Annotated in this window: 14 protein-coding genes; 5 read left to right on the top strand and 9 right to left on the bottom strand. The window is 36.4% G+C overall.

Features of this window, described 5'->3' with window-relative positions:
• Positions 1-2: 2 nt before the first annotated feature.
• On the bottom strand, positions 3-566 hold the full coding sequence (locus ACQ76T_RS12070; RefSeq protein WP_422693441.1) for a hypothetical protein: 564 nt from the start codon (positions 564-566) through the stop codon (positions 3-5).
• Between the two features lie 332 nt (positions 567-898).
• Between ACQ76T_RS12070 and ACQ76T_RS12065 the strand changes: the two genes are divergently transcribed.
• A complete protein-coding gene (locus ACQ76T_RS12065) occupies positions 899-1,807 on the top strand; it encodes an alpha/beta hydrolase (RefSeq protein ID WP_431343538.1) in 909 nt (302 codons plus the stop codon).
• A gap of 26 nt (positions 1,808-1,833) precedes the next feature.
• On the opposite strand, the gene ACQ76T_RS12060 is transcribed toward ACQ76T_RS12065, so the two are convergent.
• Positions 1,834-2,742 (bottom strand): DMT family transporter, encoded by a 909-nt coding sequence (locus tag ACQ76T_RS12060; protein ID WP_431343537.1) that lies wholly within the window; start codon positions 2,740-2,742, stop codon positions 1,834-1,836.
• A 122-nt stretch (positions 2,743-2,864) separates the two neighbouring features.
• Positions 2,865-3,872, bottom strand: coding sequence for a zinc-dependent alcohol dehydrogenase family protein (locus ACQ76T_RS12055; RefSeq protein WP_431343536.1), 1,008 nt, complete (start codon positions 3,870-3,872; stop codon positions 2,865-2,867).
• An 86-nt stretch (positions 3,873-3,958) separates the two neighbouring features.
• On the opposite strand from ACQ76T_RS12055, the gene ACQ76T_RS12050 reads away from it, so the two are divergent.
• A complete protein-coding gene (locus ACQ76T_RS12050; protein ID WP_431343535.1) occupies positions 3,959-4,789 on the top strand; it encodes an AraC family transcriptional regulator in 831 nt (276 codons plus the stop codon).
• A gap of 54 nt (positions 4,790-4,843) precedes the next feature.
• Positions 4,844-5,347 (top strand): 5-(carboxyamino)imidazole ribonucleotide mutase, encoded by a 504-nt coding sequence (gene purE, locus ACQ76T_RS12045; protein WP_034699885.1) that lies wholly within the window; start codon positions 4,844-4,846, stop codon positions 5,345-5,347.
• 52 nt (positions 5,348-5,399) lie between these two features.
• Here purE and ACQ76T_RS12040 read toward each other — a convergent pair whose 3' ends face one another.
• From ACQ76T_RS12040 to ahcY, 5 genes are all read right to left on the bottom strand, one after another.
• The gene (locus ACQ76T_RS12040) at positions 5,400-6,959 is read right to left on the bottom strand and encodes a BspA family leucine-rich repeat surface protein (protein WP_431343534.1); all 1,560 of its coding nucleotides are present in this window, start codon (positions 6,957-6,959) and stop codon (positions 5,400-5,402) included.
• Between the two features lie 16 nt (positions 6,960-6,975).
• Entirely contained in the window at positions 6,976-8,535 is a 1,560-nt protein-coding gene (locus tag ACQ76T_RS12035) for a BspA family leucine-rich repeat surface protein (protein WP_431343533.1), read from the bottom strand.
• A 242-nt stretch (positions 8,536-8,777) separates the two neighbouring features.
• A complete protein-coding gene (gene yiaA / locus ACQ76T_RS12030; protein WP_422693434.1) occupies positions 8,778-9,170 on the bottom strand; it encodes an inner membrane protein YiaA in 393 nt (130 codons plus the stop codon).
• A gap of 226 nt (positions 9,171-9,396) precedes the next feature.
• Complete coding sequence (locus tag ACQ76T_RS12025) at positions 9,397-10,191, bottom strand: hypothetical protein (protein WP_431343532.1); 795 nt, start codon at positions 10,189-10,191, stop codon at positions 9,397-9,399.
• A 103-nt stretch (positions 10,192-10,294) separates the two neighbouring features.
• Positions 10,295-11,608 (bottom strand): adenosylhomocysteinase, encoded by a 1,314-nt coding sequence (gene ahcY, locus ACQ76T_RS12020; RefSeq protein WP_431343531.1) that lies wholly within the window; start codon positions 11,606-11,608, stop codon positions 10,295-10,297.
• A gap of 163 nt (positions 11,609-11,771) precedes the next feature.
• On the opposite strand from ahcY, the gene ACQ76T_RS12015 reads away from it, so the two are divergent.
• A complete protein-coding gene (locus ACQ76T_RS12015; RefSeq protein WP_431343530.1) occupies positions 11,772-12,302 on the top strand; it encodes a pyridoxamine 5'-phosphate oxidase family protein in 531 nt (176 codons plus the stop codon).
• 209 nt (positions 12,303-12,511) lie between these two features.
• Complete coding sequence (locus ACQ76T_RS12010; RefSeq protein WP_422693430.1) at positions 12,512-13,126, top strand: 4'-phosphopantetheinyl transferase superfamily protein; 615 nt, start codon at positions 12,512-12,514, stop codon at positions 13,124-13,126.
• A 19-nt stretch (positions 13,127-13,145) separates the two neighbouring features.
• Here the strand turns inward: ACQ76T_RS12010 and ACQ76T_RS12005 are convergent, their stop codons facing one another.
• Complete coding sequence (locus ACQ76T_RS12005) at positions 13,146-15,404, bottom strand: FUSC family membrane protein (RefSeq protein WP_431343529.1); 2,259 nt, start codon at positions 15,402-15,404, stop codon at positions 13,146-13,148.
• Positions 15,405-15,522 lie beyond the last annotated feature (118 nt).

The raw sequence follows: 15,522 nt of genomic DNA, 5'->3' as shown, positions 1-15,522 counted from the left end.
TTTTATTTGGTGGAACGTACTAATTCAACAGAGAACTTGGCCGTACAGCCATCGGAAGTGATGGTTCTTGTTCCTTTGATTTTGTTATCAGAAATGTCATTCAGAAGAACGCTCATTTCTACATTTTTTTTAGCCGTAGAATCAGTTTTGAAAGAAAGTCTGATCTCATTATTCTCAAATTTACCCGTGTATAACCTTACCAGATTGTTGTTATTGATAATTTTGGTAATAGGTTGGGTAGAATCATTATCGAACTCCCAAATGTCTGTACGTTGGTCGCCTACAGCATAATCGCTGCAGCTGGATTCTGTGCAGATCACTTTTCCATTCCAGGGGCCGGAAATTTCGGTAGGCCACGTCGCAATAACCACCGAATCTTTTTTGGCAAAAATACTGTCTCTCATTTTTAGAAGAGATTGGTATTCGGATTCTTTTTTAGCAAATAATTTTTCTTTCTCCAGTAATTGTTTCTCTCTGTCTGTTAGGTTTTTCTCTTTTTCTTTGTAATCACAGCTTACTAAAATAAAAGAGGCAGCCAGAAATAAAAAAAATGTGTTTTTCAGCATATTGTATGAGTTGGGTATACAATATAAGGAAAAATGAGGGAAACATAAGAAAATATCTCTGTATTTTATGATGTTTTTCTGTCAGATTCTGCCTTTAATAAGGATAAATGTCGTTTTAAAATTCTTTGAAACACGTATAATATTACGATGTTTGGTTATTTTAGAAAGTCAAACATTAAAACCTTATAAAAATATTAAATCTCAATGTTCTCTATATAACTTATCAACCATATGTAGTAATTTTAATATTGAAATAAATAGAGACGGTTATCAATAGTGTAGGTATTTTTAATTGCTGTATTTATCTAAGTTACATTGAAAAAATCAGTAAAATGAGAAAAATACTTTTTGTTTTTTTATGGGTTTCCGGTCTTGTTTTTGGACAGAATACGTCCCAAAATAACTTGCCGTCTATTCCTCTTTGGAAAAATATTCCTGATGGTCCCGGCCCTGGTGGAAGTACCCAAATCTCTCCGAAAGGCTCCTTTACAAATGTCAGTGTTCCACAATTGATTGTTCACCAGCCAAAAAGTCCCACCGGAACCGCTGTGTTGATCATAAGTGGAGGAGGGTATGCACATATAGAATCCGGCTCAGAAAGTTATCCTGCAGCTGAGTGGTTGAAATCTCAAGGGATTACTGCTTTTGAATTGATATACAGACTTCCTGACGAAGGCTGGTCTACAAAGTTAGTCCCCTTTCAGGACGCACAACGGGCTATGAGAATAATCAGGAAGAATGCCGGAAAATATAAAATTAATCCCGATAAGATCGGCGTACTTGGTTTTTCTGCGGGAGGGCATCTTGCCGGGTATATTTCTTCAACGTTTGATACTGCCTATTATCCGCCGAAAGATGATATTGATAAGGTTTCTGCCAAACCGAATTTTACAGGAATGATATATCCTGTTGTTTCGATGCTTCCTCCTAATAATAAGACTCATTCTTTCAAAAGCTTACTGGGGAAGACCTCCGATAAAGAAGAGGAAATCAAATATTCTGTTGAAAGGCAGGTGAATGCTCAGACTCCGATCACTTTTTTAACCCATGCCAAAGATGATCCGATTTCCCCTGTAGAAAACAGTATTTTGATGTATCAGGCCTTAAAAAGTAATGCAATTCCGGTTGAATTTCATCTATTCTCAACGGGAGGACACGGCTGGGGATTAGGTAAAAAAGGAACTGACACGGTTGAATGGCCTGCTATGTTTTTGAATTGGTTGAAAGTGAACGGGTTTTAATCATCTACCTTGCAAAAAACGGTGATCTATATAATCTGTTTCTGTCTTTTGAACATCTCCGGTTTATAATTGATAATAAAAACACCACAGATGATGAGTACTGCAGCCAGAATAAACTTGAATGTAACCTGTTCATCCATAATCAGCCAGCCTAAAAATATAGCAATAATAGTATTGATATAAGCTAAGATAGATACCTGCACCGGAGAAATTTTGGTTAGTGCATAATGAAAAGCAAAAAATGCAGCTACAGAACCAAAAACAGAAAGATAAAGCATTGCAAAAATACTTTTTGGAGTCCAGTTTCCAAAGTTATAATTTTCGGAAAAGGCAAAAGCAAAGATAATCTGTACAACTCCTGCAAAAAGGAACTGATAAAATAAATTCAGTGTGATATTTCCGCTCTGGATATTCAACTTTTTAGTGAAAATTGTTCCGGAAGCCCATCCGCCAATGGCACAGAAAAGAAAGATCATTCCCATTCTGTACTCAGGGTTTGCCAAATCTTTAAGACCATCCCAAAAGATAAAAAGGATTCCACTGAAGCACATCAGAACACCGGCAAAAGCACGAAAGCTGAATTTCTGCAGCCCAACCGCCACACTTCCCAGGAATACGAGAATAGGAGAGCAGGCGCTGATAAGAGAAGCCAGACTGCTGGATACACTTTCTTCTGCCACGGTAGTCATTCCATTGGCAATAACAAGCATCAGTGAAGCAAAGATAATCTGATAGCCCAGATTTTTCCATCCAATCCACTTGAACTGTTTCCTTGAGAGAAGTACACAAAGCATGATAACAGAAGCCAGAAACTGGCGAATTCCGGCCACAAACCAGGCAGGAATGGTTTCTACAGCAACACGGATGGCTAGAAATGTAGTTCCCCACACCATAGCAACAGTGAGAACTGCGAAAATAAGTTTATAATTCTTCAAGGTAAATTAAAGTGTAACGAACAAATTTAGCTGTTTTTTAATGAAAGATATGGGTACAGATTGGTAGATTTTTAATGATACAGATATTGGCCAATATCGTAGAGTTGTAGATTATTCCTGTTTTAAGATATATCGATGACGATTTTTCCGGTTGCTTTTCCTGTTTCAAGAAGATGGTAAGCCGTATCAGTCTGTTCCAAAGAGTAAGTCTGATGATGAAGCTGTACTTTTATTTTTCCAGCCTCAAATAACTGAGCTGCTTCTTTTAAAATATCTCCATGATGTTTTTTTCTTTCGCCTGTAAGCAGAGGATATAGGGTAAACACTCCAGAATACTTAGCATTACGAAAAGATAGAGGAGCCAGATTATGGGTGCTCCATCCAAGGATACTCACTACGTGGCCTGTATATTTCTTTACAGCTTGAAAAGAATCGTCAAGTATACTTTCTCCTACGGTATCTACGATTGCATCAAAACCTGCTCCTGAAGTATACTGATCTACATATTGCGCAACAGATGAGGTATAGTCAATCGGTTGGGCGTGGTAGCTTTTTATCTTTTTCATATTGCCGGAACTTGCTGTAGCGTATACTTTTGCTCCCTTTGCAACTGCAATTTGTACAGCCATATGCCCAACACCGCCAGCTCCTCCATGAATTAATACGGTCTGATCTTTTTGAATATCGATCTGATCTACTAACGCCTCCCAGGCAGTAATGAATATCAGAGGAATTGCAGCCGCTTCCTGAAATGAAATGTTTTTTGGTTTTAAGCTGATGTGTTCCGAGTCTGCCGTAATATATTCTGCTAAAGTACCTTGATGACCACCAACACCACCCACCATTCCGAAAACTTCATCTCCTTTTTTGAAATTCCTGACGTCTTTACCCATTTGTACGACGATTCCTGACATATCAATTCCCAATACAGCGGGAAGGCTTACTTGGGCATGGGCTGCCTGTCCGTTTTTTATTTTAAGATCTAAAGGATTTAATCCTGATGCTTTGATTTGAATTAAAACCTCATGATCTTTAAGAATAGGTATATTCATTTCCTTTGCTACAAAAGATTTTTCAAATTGCTCTAATACAAGGGTTTTCATTTTTGTTGTATTGAAATCTAAATTCATTGTTTTTCTTTTTAGTTCTGCAAATTTCTGCGATTAAGAACATTTATATGTTGTATTTTTACATCATAAAAGGGTATAATATTGTCATGAAAAAGGATTTTCTACAACAACCGTTTGAACTTGATTTAAAGGAAGCGATGGAGGTATGCCCGCGGGGAGATCATAGTGTGAGCTTTTTTGAGCTTGTATATATTGTTTCAGGTACGGGAACGCAGGATATTAACGGAAATACATTTCACTATAATGAAGGGCATCTTTTTTTACTTATCCCGGAAGATGCTCACCGTTTTACCTTTACAACCAAAACACAGCTTTTTTTTATAAGATTTAATAAGGTTTTTTTTCAGTTTCATACGATGACAAAGGATTTTCTGAAACGTATCGATCAGAGCTTTTCCAACCATACTATACAGGGAGCCATTATTAAAGGAGAAGAAGATCACCAGATTATTAAAAAACTTATGGAAAGTCTTATGATTGCAATGCATAGTAAGAATTTCTATGCCAATGAACTGAACCATCTTTTGGTACAGACTGTATTGACAACAGTTGCTCAAAACCTTATGAAAGAGGAAATACTGGAAGTAAATGAAACAACTGATCATAAAGTTGCAGACATTATTCAGTATGTTCATGGTCATATTTATAATCCGAAAAAACTGACGGGTGAAAATATAAGTAAGGTATTCGGAATTTCAAAAACGTATATCGGACGTTATTTTAAAAGCAATACGGGAAAGACGTTAAATGAATATGTTGTTCATTATAAAATGGGACTTATTGAAAACCGTTTGCAGCACAGCGATATGCGGATCAGTGAAATAGCGGATGAATTCGGATTTACGGATAAAAGTCACCTTAATCGTTTTTTTAAAAAGATAAAAGGAATATCACCCTCTTTATTTAGAAACGAATAAAGTTGTGATTTTGAAAGAAGACTTTTATCTTTGACCATCTAATAAAAATTGAAGATGGTAGGAATTATTATGGGCAGTCAGAGTGATCTGCCGATCATGGAACAGGCTGCAAATTTTCTTAAAAGCCTGGATATTCCATATGAATTGACTGTAGTTTCAGCGCATAGAACACCGGAAAGAATGTTCGATTATGCCAAAACAGCTCAGGAAAGAGGCTTAAAAGTTATCGTTGCAGGAGCAGGAGGTGCCGCTCATCTTCCGGGAATGGTGGCGAGCTGTACTACACTTCCGGTGATTGGGGTTCCGATTTTGTCCAGTAATTCTATAGATGGATGGGACTCTGTTTTATCTATCCTTCAGATGCCTGGTGGAATACCTGTAGCCACAGTAGCTTTAAACGGAGCTTTAAATGCGGGAATTCTGGCAGCCAAAATATTAGGAAGCGGTAATGAAGAAGTAGCAGCAAAACTTCAGAAATATCAGGATTCTTTAAAAGATAAAGTATTGGGAACTGTGGATGATATCAAAGCGCAGCATCCTAATCATTTTGACAAATAGTTTATTTTATACTCAAAATAAAAGCCTCGCTGAAAAGTGAGGCTTCTTTGTTTTATTTCTTAATGAATTTTGAAGATAGGGTAGTATCTTTCAGAATGAGCTGTAAAATGTAATTTCCTTTGGGTAAAGATCCTACATTAATCATATCCTTATTAGGGTTGCCTTCCAATACAAGCCTTCCGCCGGCATCATAAATTTTATAACTTTTAATATCATTTAATCCTTCAATATGAATATCGTCTACTGCAGGATTAGGATAAAGTAAAGGTTTTTTTCTTAGTTTTGGATCTGATAATGATAGCAAACAGTTTCCAACCGTATCATCTGACATTATCCAGCCTTTGTTGATCAGAAAATTTCTTTTATCTACTGTATTGGCAGCATAGGTTAAAGGCGCTAAGCTACCCCAATCAATATTATTAACGGTGTTAGGATTATCTGCCCATGCAGCCAGTGTTTTACTGTAATTTTCACAATCCATTCCTACTTCAGTCAATGCCATGGCGGCATTATTTACGCTGGCAAGATTCCAGGTTGCAAGGGAATGATTAAAGTTCGGAGTTTCTTTCAGGATCTGATCTATTCTGGTCACTTTGGTCATATCCCAACTTTCTAACGTATGAGTAAAAGCTGTACAGCCATGAATAGCATGGGCCATATTGGTAATTTTAGAAGTATTCCAGTTGTTTAAAGGTTGATTGAGAGCAGAATCGAAATGGAACATATAGCCAATATCTTCAAGACTTGAAGTATTCCATTGATCCATAGGTTGATTGTAGCTTGGGCAAAGAGCAAACATCCACTTCATATCAGTTACCTTCGAAACATTCCAGTTATTTAATGTTTGGTTAAAAATTGATCTTCCTGTAAACATAAAGCTAAGATCTGTGGCTGATGAGGTGTTCCAATTACTAATATAGGGAGAATTGAACTGATCAGGAAGTGTAGCATTGAGACTGTCGTAAATAACGGCAAACATAAACCTGAAATTTTTAATCTTTGAAGTATCCCAGTTTTGCATGGAACTGGCACCCTTAAAGCTTTTTATAGCATAAAACATATAAGCCGCATCTTCAACATTATTAAGATTGGGGCTGTCATTTGCTGTAATCTGGATGAGTTTACAATGGCTGAAGGCACTCCTCATAGATTCCCATGTAATGTTTCCCCACTGTTCTACTTCCAATATTTTATCAACACTTCCGTTGATCTCCCATAGCGGGAAAACACTGTCAGGAAGTTGAAACTCCTGTGCCTCTGCGAATTTTATTTGTCTGAAGATGCCATTGCCATTACTTACTTTTACTCTGTATTTTGCGGTATCTTTATCCGCGAATGACAATCCAAAATCAATTAAAACCTGCTTTGTGGAAGTTACTCCAATAAGGGAACCATTATGTTGAGGGAAGCCTACTTCTTCCCAATAGATATCATAGTTCTCACCAATTCCGGGAAACCATATTTGATAATTATTGGCCTGGTAGGGAGCACTTACACTAATGGGCTGTATCACTGTAGAGCCGGGTTCCCAGATGGTAATGAACTCATTTTGAGCTTTTACCATAGATAACAGCAGAATAAAAAGTCCTATATACAATTTTTTCAATACCATATCGAGAGTTTTATGATTATTTTTTAATGAATTTTGAAGAGATAACAGTCTCTTTCATTATCAGTTGTAAAATGTAATTGCCTTTTGGTAAATTATTTATATTGATCATATCTCTGTTAGGATTTCCTTCCTTTACGAGTCTTCCGCTGGCATCATAGATTTTATAACTTTTAATATCTGCCAATCCCTCAATATGAATATCATCCACCGCGGGATTAGGGTATAGGGAAAGTTTTTTATTAGGATGTAGTTCAGAGACAGATAAGAAACAGCTTCCTGGTACATCTCCGTTCAATATCCAGCCTTTATTGACAAGAATATCTCTTTTATCCGATACATTGGGAGCATATTTTAGTGGTGTTATCACTCCAAAGGAAACATTGTTCGCTGTATTGGGATTGTCTGCCCATGCTGCAAGGGTTTTGCTGTAATTTTCACAACTTATGGCACTCCCAAATAAGCCTGAATTGGCATCCCCAAGAGATGCTAAATTCCAGTTTCCGAGAGGTTGGTTGAAACTTGTGGCGTCGTTAAGAATCTGATCCATTCTGGTAACCTTTGTTGTGTCCCAATGTTCCAATGATTGATTGAATGCTTTACAACCATGAAAAATATGCGCCATATTGGTCACTTTAGAGGTATTCCAATTTAAAGGCTGATTGAAAACGGGGATGACATGAAACATAAAATGCATATCCTCAAGACTTGAGGTATCCCAGTTGTCCATGCGCTGATTATAGCTTAAACACTGAGCAAACATCCAGCTCATATCTTTTACTTTGGAAACATTCCAGTTATCTAAACTTTGATTGAAAATACCTCTTCCTGCAAACATAGTGCAGAGGTCGGTAGCAGATGACATATCCCAGCTATTAATATAGGGTGAATTGAACTGATCCTGTATTAGGTTGTTGGGTGAAGGATTGAATAAAAGTGAAAACATATAGCTGAAATTCTCAATATTAGAGGTATTCCAATTTTGCATAGAGCTGGCACCTGTAAAGCTTGTTGTACCGTAAAACATAAAAGAAGCATCTTTAACACCGCTAAGAATAGGAGCATCTGTGGCGGTAATCTGAATCAGTTTACAATTGCTGAAGGCACTCTTCATTGTTTTCCATGAAATGTTTCCCCACTGTTCTATTTCTAAAATTTTATCAGCGCTTCCATTAATTTGCCATACAGGGATATACTGTTCGGGAGCTGAAAATAGCTGTACTTCTCCGAATTGTATTTGTCTGAAAACACCGTTTCCGTTACTCACTTTTACTCTATATGTAGCCGCGCTGCCATCATTGAGTGAAGCTCCGAAATCAATAAGAACCTGTTTGGTAGAAGTGACATTATCAAGAATACCATTATGTTGAGGGTATCCAACTTCTTCCCAGGTAATGGTGTAATTCTCACCTATTCCGGGAAACCATATTTGTTGAGAATTGGCCTGAAACGGTGCGTTTACATTCATGGTGGGTATCACATTAGAATCAGGTTTCCAAATGGTGGTAAATTCGTTTTGTGCTTTTACAATGAGAGTGGATAGAATGAAAATAACGATAGAGATTCTCTTGAATTTCATGCTTATTGTTTTACAGATGGTTATTGTTTTTTATAAGTTTACTGGTTGTTATTGAAAAATAGTTCTTATGTTGAACTGTTTTTTAATAATTTCACTACTTATTGGGATAAATATAATTAAAAATATATTAATGATGTAATTTTTTAACTTTATATTTAATTTTCAAGTCTATTTTTAACATTTAGATGATGAGAGTAGGGTTGTATTCATAAAAAAACTCTCCAAATTGGAGAGTTTATTAGTTATTCCTGCATCATATTATCCCTGGTATTTTTCTGAACTGCGATAGCTCCAAAAAGGGCGAGTAAGAAGGCAAAAGCATAAAATCCTTTCTCGCTGGGAAGAATAGTGGCATTCCAAAGTCCGATGGCCAGTAGTACAATAGATGATAATGTAGCAAACCAGCAGATCCCATAATAAATATCTGTTACCTGAATGTTTTCTAACTTGTCACGAACAGCCTTTTGCAGAGAAACCACTGCAAATAAACCATAAAGAAGAATGGTGAAATAATATCCCTTTTCATTCAGCAGCATTTCCGCTCTTGCAAGACCTACAATAAAACCGATCATTCCTGCTCCCAGTGCTACCCAGGATGCTGCGATAAATGCATTCGATACTTTTTGTTTTTTCATGAATTAATGTTTTGTTTAATCGTTAAATATATTCATTTTTTATAAAATTCAGTTGAGTAGAGGATAAAATATGGGTAAAATACGGGGATGAAGAAAGAATTTCTGTTTAATACTTTCAAAATTTGTTTTGTTTTTCTAAGAGATTGTAAAGATAATTGCTTTGGAATTCAATAAATACTGTATCATAAAAAACTCTCCAAAACTGGAGAGTCGTTATCATATGAATTTATTGAGTAATATATTCGTAGGTATGCAGAACAGAAAGCTTTCCGTCGCTGCCCATTCCTGTTGCCTTTACCGGCAGTCCGGCACTATTGTATTCTAAAGTATAAGTAGTGGTTTCACCGGCAGTCCAAGTGGTTCCGGTTTTCGTACTGCTTTTATCTACGATATAATTGTTTTTACTGATGATGTCTGGGCTACCCATCAAAATTCGCAGGTACTTATTGGTATTGGTATGAGGATTCAGCTTATTGTCATAGGAGTATTCCTCTTTATAAGTGTAGCTAGAAGATCCAGGTGTTGAGATGATTTCTGTTGAAACATTGTCTCCGGAGTAAGTATAGGAAGTATTCCCAGGATCAGTACAATTACCCGCCATACAACTGGTAATATTGGTAAGCTGTCCATTGGTATTATAAGTATAGTTTGTGGTTCTTGACAACGAATTGACATAAGTCTCCTGAGTTTTATCCAATAAAGCTCCCTTATAATAAAACACAGATGAGTAGGAGAGTTCTTGTTTATTATTATAGAAGTTTGCTTTTACCGGCTTCCCGTCGATATACTCAAAAGTTGTTGCTAATCCTTTGTGCAGGATTTTTATAACCTCACCTTTATTATTGTATTCGAATGTTTGATCTACGGTTTCAGGTTTAGAAGGATTATCATAGTAAATAGTAGTAAACTTGCTTAGTAACAGTTTTTTTTCAGGTTCAACGCTAGTTTCATCATTACTGCTGCTGCAGCTGTTTAAGAATACGACAGAGCCCATTATTCCCAGAAATAAGAATTTTTTCATGTTATTTTTTTAGTCTGCAAAAATACATAATGGCTGAAAAGCTTTTATAAAAAAATCCCACTATTTCGGAATAGTGGGATAATATCATAGATTATTGTAAATCTTAGTATCTGTAGTACTCTGGTTTGAATGGACCTTTTACATCTACTCCGATGTATTCAGCCTGTTCAGGAGAAAGAGTTTCAAGCTCTACGCTTAATTTTTTAAGGTGTAAAGCAGCTACTTTTTCATCTAAGTGCTTAGGAAGCATGTATACTTCGTTTCCATAAGCAGCAGAGTTGTTCCAAAGTTCAATTTGAGCCAATGTCTGGTTAGAGAAAGAATTAGACATTACGAAACTTGGGTGCCCTGTAGCACATCCTAAGTTCACCAATCTACCTTCTGCAAGGATAATCACTTCCTTACCTTCAATAGTGTAGATATCTACCTGAGGTTTAACTTCAGATTTAGTCTCACCGTAGTTTTTGTTTAACCAAGCCATATCGATTTCGTTGTCGAAGTGACCGATATTACATACGATCGCTTTATCTTTCATTTTAAGGAAATGCTCTCCTCTTACGATATTGAAGTTACCTGTTGTAGTAATGATGATATCAGCATTGTCTACTACAGTATCTAATCTTTTTACTTCATAACCGTCCATGGCAGCCTGTAAAGCACAGATTGGATCAATTTCAGTTACTGTAACAATAGAACCAGCTCCTCTGAAAGAAGCAGCAGTACCTTTACCTACGTCTCCGTATCCGCAAACTACCACTCTTTTTCCCGCTAACATTACGTCTGTTGCTCTTCTTACAGCATCTACTGCAGATTCTTTACATCCGTATTTGTTATCGAATTTAGACTTAGTAACAGAGTCGTTGACGTTGATAGCCGGCATTACTAAAGTTCCGTTCTTCATTCTTTCGTATAATCTGTGTACTCCTGTAGTAGTTTCTTCAGAAAGACCTTTGATATCTTTTGTGAATTCAGGATATTTATCAAAAACCATGTTTGTTAAATCTCCACCATCATCAAGAATCATGTTCAATGGTTTTCTGTCTTCTCCGAAGAATAGAGTCTGCTCAATACACCAGTCAAATTCCTCCTCATTCAAACCTTTCCAGGCATAAACCGGAATCCCTGCAGCAGCAATAGCCGCAGCAGCGTGGTCTTGTGTAGAGAAAATATTACAAGATGACCAGGTAACTTCAGCTCCTAAAGCTACCAAAGTTTCGATAAGCACAGCCGTTTGGATTGTCATGTGAAGACATCCAGCGATTCTTGCCCCTTTAAGTGGCTGAGATGGTCCGTATTCTTCACGGATAGACATCAAACCAGGCATTTCTGCTTCTGCAAGGGTAATTTCTTTTCTACCCCATTCTGCAAGGGAGATATCCTTAACTTTATAAGGAACGTATTGTGTTGTAGTACTCATATGTAATGAATAATTTTAAATTCAATTGATAACTTAAGGCAAAATTACGATTAATAATTAAGATACAAAAACAACATAAGTTCATATTTATGAGATTAAACATACGCTAAGGCTATTTAGTCTTAATATAAATAGTTAATTTTATCGGATAAATAATTTTATTATGAATCATACCAATTCTAAGGAAGAATCTCAAAGAAAAGCGAAACCTGTTGCACCAAAAGTAAAAGAGCTGATAGGGGCAACTAAAAGTGTGATCTTAGCTACTGTTGATGCAGAAGGAAACCCAAATTCCAGCTATGCTCCTTTTGTGCAGGTAGAAAATACATTCTATATCCTGGTATCTTTTATGGCAAAACATACCAAAAATCTGGCAGACGGAAGAAATGCCTCAGTAATGTTTATTGAGGATGAGTCTGCAACAAAACAGATCTATGCCCGTGAACGTTTAACGCTTGAAGCATCAACTTCCCAAATAGAAAGAGATTCTGAAGTTTGGAATACAGTGGTTAACAACCTTAAAGAAACTCATGGAAAAGTAGTTGATGTTATTTCTGAAATGAAAGACTTTATTCTGATTGCTTTGCAGCCTGTAAAAGGATCTTATGTAAACGGATTTGGAAGCGCTTATTTTGTAGATGAAAATCTGGAGATTATAGAGCACAGAAATGATGCCAATCATCAGTCTAAATAATTAAGCTGGGAGCAGGAAGAAGGATACTGAAAGTTTGTAAAGATAATGTCGACAAAGAATTTATTTTTTAGTCAGCAATTTTTACTCACTTTGCTTATCTGTTGTTTTTATAACGGATCATAAGTTCCATCATCCAGCTCTCATCTTCTAGCTTCTTTTGAATGATTTCTTTTTAGTATTTTTGTACAATAAAATTTGTACAAAAAAGAATGCCCCTTTACCGAGATTTTTCAGATGATAATGCCACTATCCTTGTTTGGAAGTATGATGAAAGTGAAGAACTTGATATCAATGAATTGCTTGAGCCCGAAAACGCAGAAAAAGTAAAGGATTATCATCCTAAAAAGCTATTGGAAGTACTGATGGTTCGAAAGCTGCTGAAGGGCCTGAAACCAGATTCTAAAATTCTATACAAAGAAAGAGAACCTTTTCTGTCTCCCAAAGATGCGGAGATTTCCATCACCCATTCTTTTCCATTTGCCGCAATCGCTATTTCTCAAAATAAGATAGGAATTGATGTGGAAAAATTCAATCCTAAGATCTTAAGAGTGATTGACAAATTTACCTATGAAAATGAGAGAGGGTTTATCCCGGAAGATAAAGCAGATACTTTTTATACCATTATATGGAGTGTGAAAGAAAGTATGTACAAGATTCATCATTCAAAATACTGGTCTTTAAAGAAAAATTACGAAGTAAAGCCCTTTGAGCTGAAACATCTGCATAAGATAAGCTGCAGGGTCTATGATGAGCAGTTTTCCGATGAATTTAAAGCCAGAGTCGAGTTTTTTGACGACTATTGTTTTACTATTGTAGAAGAATAAATTCTTTCATCTTGTTGAATTATTCTGTTTCATCTACTTTTTCAGCCTTGTATTTTTCAATGACCTTTCGCTGTTCTTTGGCAACATCGTAGATGAGTTCAAGAATATCATGAATGTTTTTAAGCTCTGTTAAGTGGGAAATCTTATCCGTATCTATTGTATCTATAGTATCACTTTCTTCAATTTCTGTTTTTCTTTTCAGGAGCATATCTTCAATAGAAGAATCTTCAGGTTCAAGGCGGCTGTCCATTTTTAAAGCTTCATTCACATCATTACCATTCAGAAGGGTAGAGGTTTGCTGCATTTCGGCTTCAATTTTTTTGCTCCAGCTTTCAGAATCTATTTCCGGATACTGTTCGTTACTTTGTGCATATTGGGAAAGAGACGCTGTGTAAGCTGTAACCAGATGCGATGTGGCTACAAACTGGTGTACAACTTCCAGTTTTTTCTGCTGATTTTTAGGATCAGAAATCATACGCTGGAAGTTATCGGAAAGATTGGCCAGAGAAATGATCGCATTTTTTCGTTTTACTTTATAATCTTCTATATTAAAATCTCCCTGAAGAAATTTAGACATTACACTCTGAAAATAGATCAGATTGTCTGCAGCAGATTTTTTCATCAGATCCAGATTCTGAGTATGCTCCCATACAGGCAGTACAATATAAGATACCAAAAAAGCGATAACTCCGGCAATGGCGGTATCAACAATTCTGTCTTTGAAAATAATATTTATTTTTCCAGGATTCAAAAAGTTGAAACTCAGGAAAACATAGATCGTCATAAATAAAACAGCCCAAAAATAACGGCCTTTGAGGAAGCTGAAACACATAATCATGCTCACCAGCAAAATAGTGAACAATACGCTGTTTATATGAATAAAGTGAAGGATAATATAAGCAATGGTCGCTCCTGTAAAGGTTCCGTACAGACGCAGCAGATTTCTTTTTTTTGTAATGGAATAAGCCGGCTTCAGAATGGCGGTAATGGTAATCAGTATCCAGTAGGTATGTCCCAGCCCCAAAGAGTCAAACATGGAAAAAAGATATCCCAGCAATAAAGCGGTGGTAATTCTTATTGCGTGACGGAAATGAGAAGATGATAGAGAAATATTGTTTCTCAGAACTTTAGAATTAAGCTTAGGCTCATTGGGCATAAACTTTCTAAGGTCTAGCCCGGTGGATAAACTTTTTGCCAGTTTTATATTCTGAGAAAAAACTTTATAGATTTCGTTGATCTCTTTTGTAATTTCATTGATGCGCATCAGAATCTGACGCAGAATCATAAAATTTTCAAGGCTCTTGGAAGAAAGCTGCTTGTTTCTGAGCTCAAAGTAATGATTATTAAGATTCTTCAGCTCAAGCTCAAGGTTAAATATCGATTTTGCTCTTGTTCCACTTTGAAGAGCGATTCCAATATTGGTGATTTCCTCAGCCAGAAGATTAAGATAATCATGGATGTTTACCAGGATCATGCTGTCGTCAAAACTCTGCTGCAGCTTCTGATAATCACTTTCAGAAGTCATCAGCTTTTCATGAAGATCCATGGAGTTGAGGAACATCAGCATCAGCAAACGACTGGTGGTTGTAGATTCGTTGACAATTGTTCTGGTTTTAAAAACCGTTTCCCGGGTATCTTCCTGTAAGTTTTTTATTTCAATCTGCTTGGCGATAACCTGAATCGTCAGTTTATCGAAGTCAGGATTTTTCTGATAATAATTGGCTTTGATTTTTAAAAATTCGGCCAGTTGGAGATAGTTCTCACCAATCATTTGACCTGCCAGTTTATAAGGGCGAATGGTCGTTACTACAAGGAATATAAGAAGGAACCATATACATCCACAGGCAAAAATTAACAGACTTTTCAATATATTGCTTCCTGTAAGATGACCATCAATGAAGATTGCCAAAACAACCAGAGATAGAGATCCTACCGCTGCAAGTCTTTGCCCATAGACACCGATCAGGGAGAAAAACATTCCAAACAGAATGATTTCGGCAATGACCAGAATTGTAAAATCCATTACCAAACTGGCAATCAATGCAACCAGTACGAAACAACAAATGGCAAATGTAAGAGCATTTCTTCTTCGGATAAAAGGTCCCGGTTGGTCTGTCAGGGCTACAAAGCTGGTTCCGAGTGGAAAAAGGAAATATTCTTTCAGAATTCCGAAATGGGCGAGGACCAGACAAGGCAGAACAGTAGCTAATGTAATTCTGATTGCAGAATATACATATTGACTGGTTACAAATTTTTTTAGTTCCGCCGAGTAGTTCATGTTACAAAAATAACTATTGGATTTAAAAAAGACGCCATAAATAAGAGACTTTTGTAAACTTAAGTATTATATTTTTTTAATAAATGGTTTTTACTTTATAAAGTGAACGATGGAAGTT

The sequence above is a fragment of the Chryseobacterium sp. JK1 genome (assembly GCF_050632815.1).
GTDB lineage: Bacteria > Bacteroidota > Bacteroidia > Flavobacteriales > Weeksellaceae > Chryseobacterium.
The sequence above is the reverse complement of the archived record's forward strand: the minus strand, read 5'-3'. Positions and strand labels throughout refer to the sequence as shown.

Coding starts and splice junctions, on each gene's coding strand:
- ACQ76T_RS12070 (WP_422693441.1), bottom strand. CDS start 566: ATGCTGAAAAACACATTTTTTTTATTTCTGGCTGCCTCTTTTATTTTA.
- ACQ76T_RS12065 (WP_431343538.1), top strand. CDS start 899: ATGAGAAAAATACTTTTTGTTTTTTTATGGGTTTCCGGTCTTGTTTTT.
- ACQ76T_RS12055 (WP_431343536.1), bottom strand. CDS start 3,872: ATGAATTTAGATTTCAATACAACAAAAATGAAAACCCTTGTATTAGAG.
- ACQ76T_RS12050 (WP_431343535.1), top strand. CDS start 3,959: ATGAAAAAGGATTTTCTACAACAACCGTTTGAACTTGATTTAAAGGAA.
- purE (WP_034699885.1), top strand. CDS start 4,844: ATGGTAGGAATTATTATGGGCAGTCAGAGTGATCTGCCGATCATGGAA.
- ACQ76T_RS12040 (WP_431343534.1), bottom strand. CDS start 6,959: ATGGTATTGAAAAAATTGTATATAGGACTTTTTATTCTGCTGTTATCT.
- ACQ76T_RS12035 (WP_431343533.1), bottom strand. CDS start 8,535: ATGAAATTCAAGAGAATCTCTATCGTTATTTTCATTCTATCCACTCTC.
- yiaA (WP_422693434.1), bottom strand. CDS start 9,170: ATGAAAAAACAAAAAGTATCGAATGCATTTATCGCAGCATCCTGGGTA.
- ACQ76T_RS12025 (WP_431343532.1), bottom strand. CDS start 10,191: ATGAAAAAATTCTTATTTCTGGGAATAATGGGCTCTGTCGTATTCTTA.
- ahcY (WP_431343531.1), bottom strand. CDS start 11,608: ATGAGTACTACAACACAATACGTTCCTTATAAAGTTAAGGATATCTCC.
- ACQ76T_RS12015 (WP_431343530.1), top strand. CDS start 11,772: ATGAATCATACCAATTCTAAGGAAGAATCTCAAAGAAAAGCGAAACCT.
- ACQ76T_RS12010 (WP_422693430.1), top strand. CDS start 12,512: ATGCCCCTTTACCGAGATTTTTCAGATGATAATGCCACTATCCTTGTT.
- ACQ76T_RS12005 (WP_431343529.1), bottom strand. CDS start 15,404: ATGAACTACTCGGCGGAACTAAAAAAATTTGTAACCAGTCAATATGTA.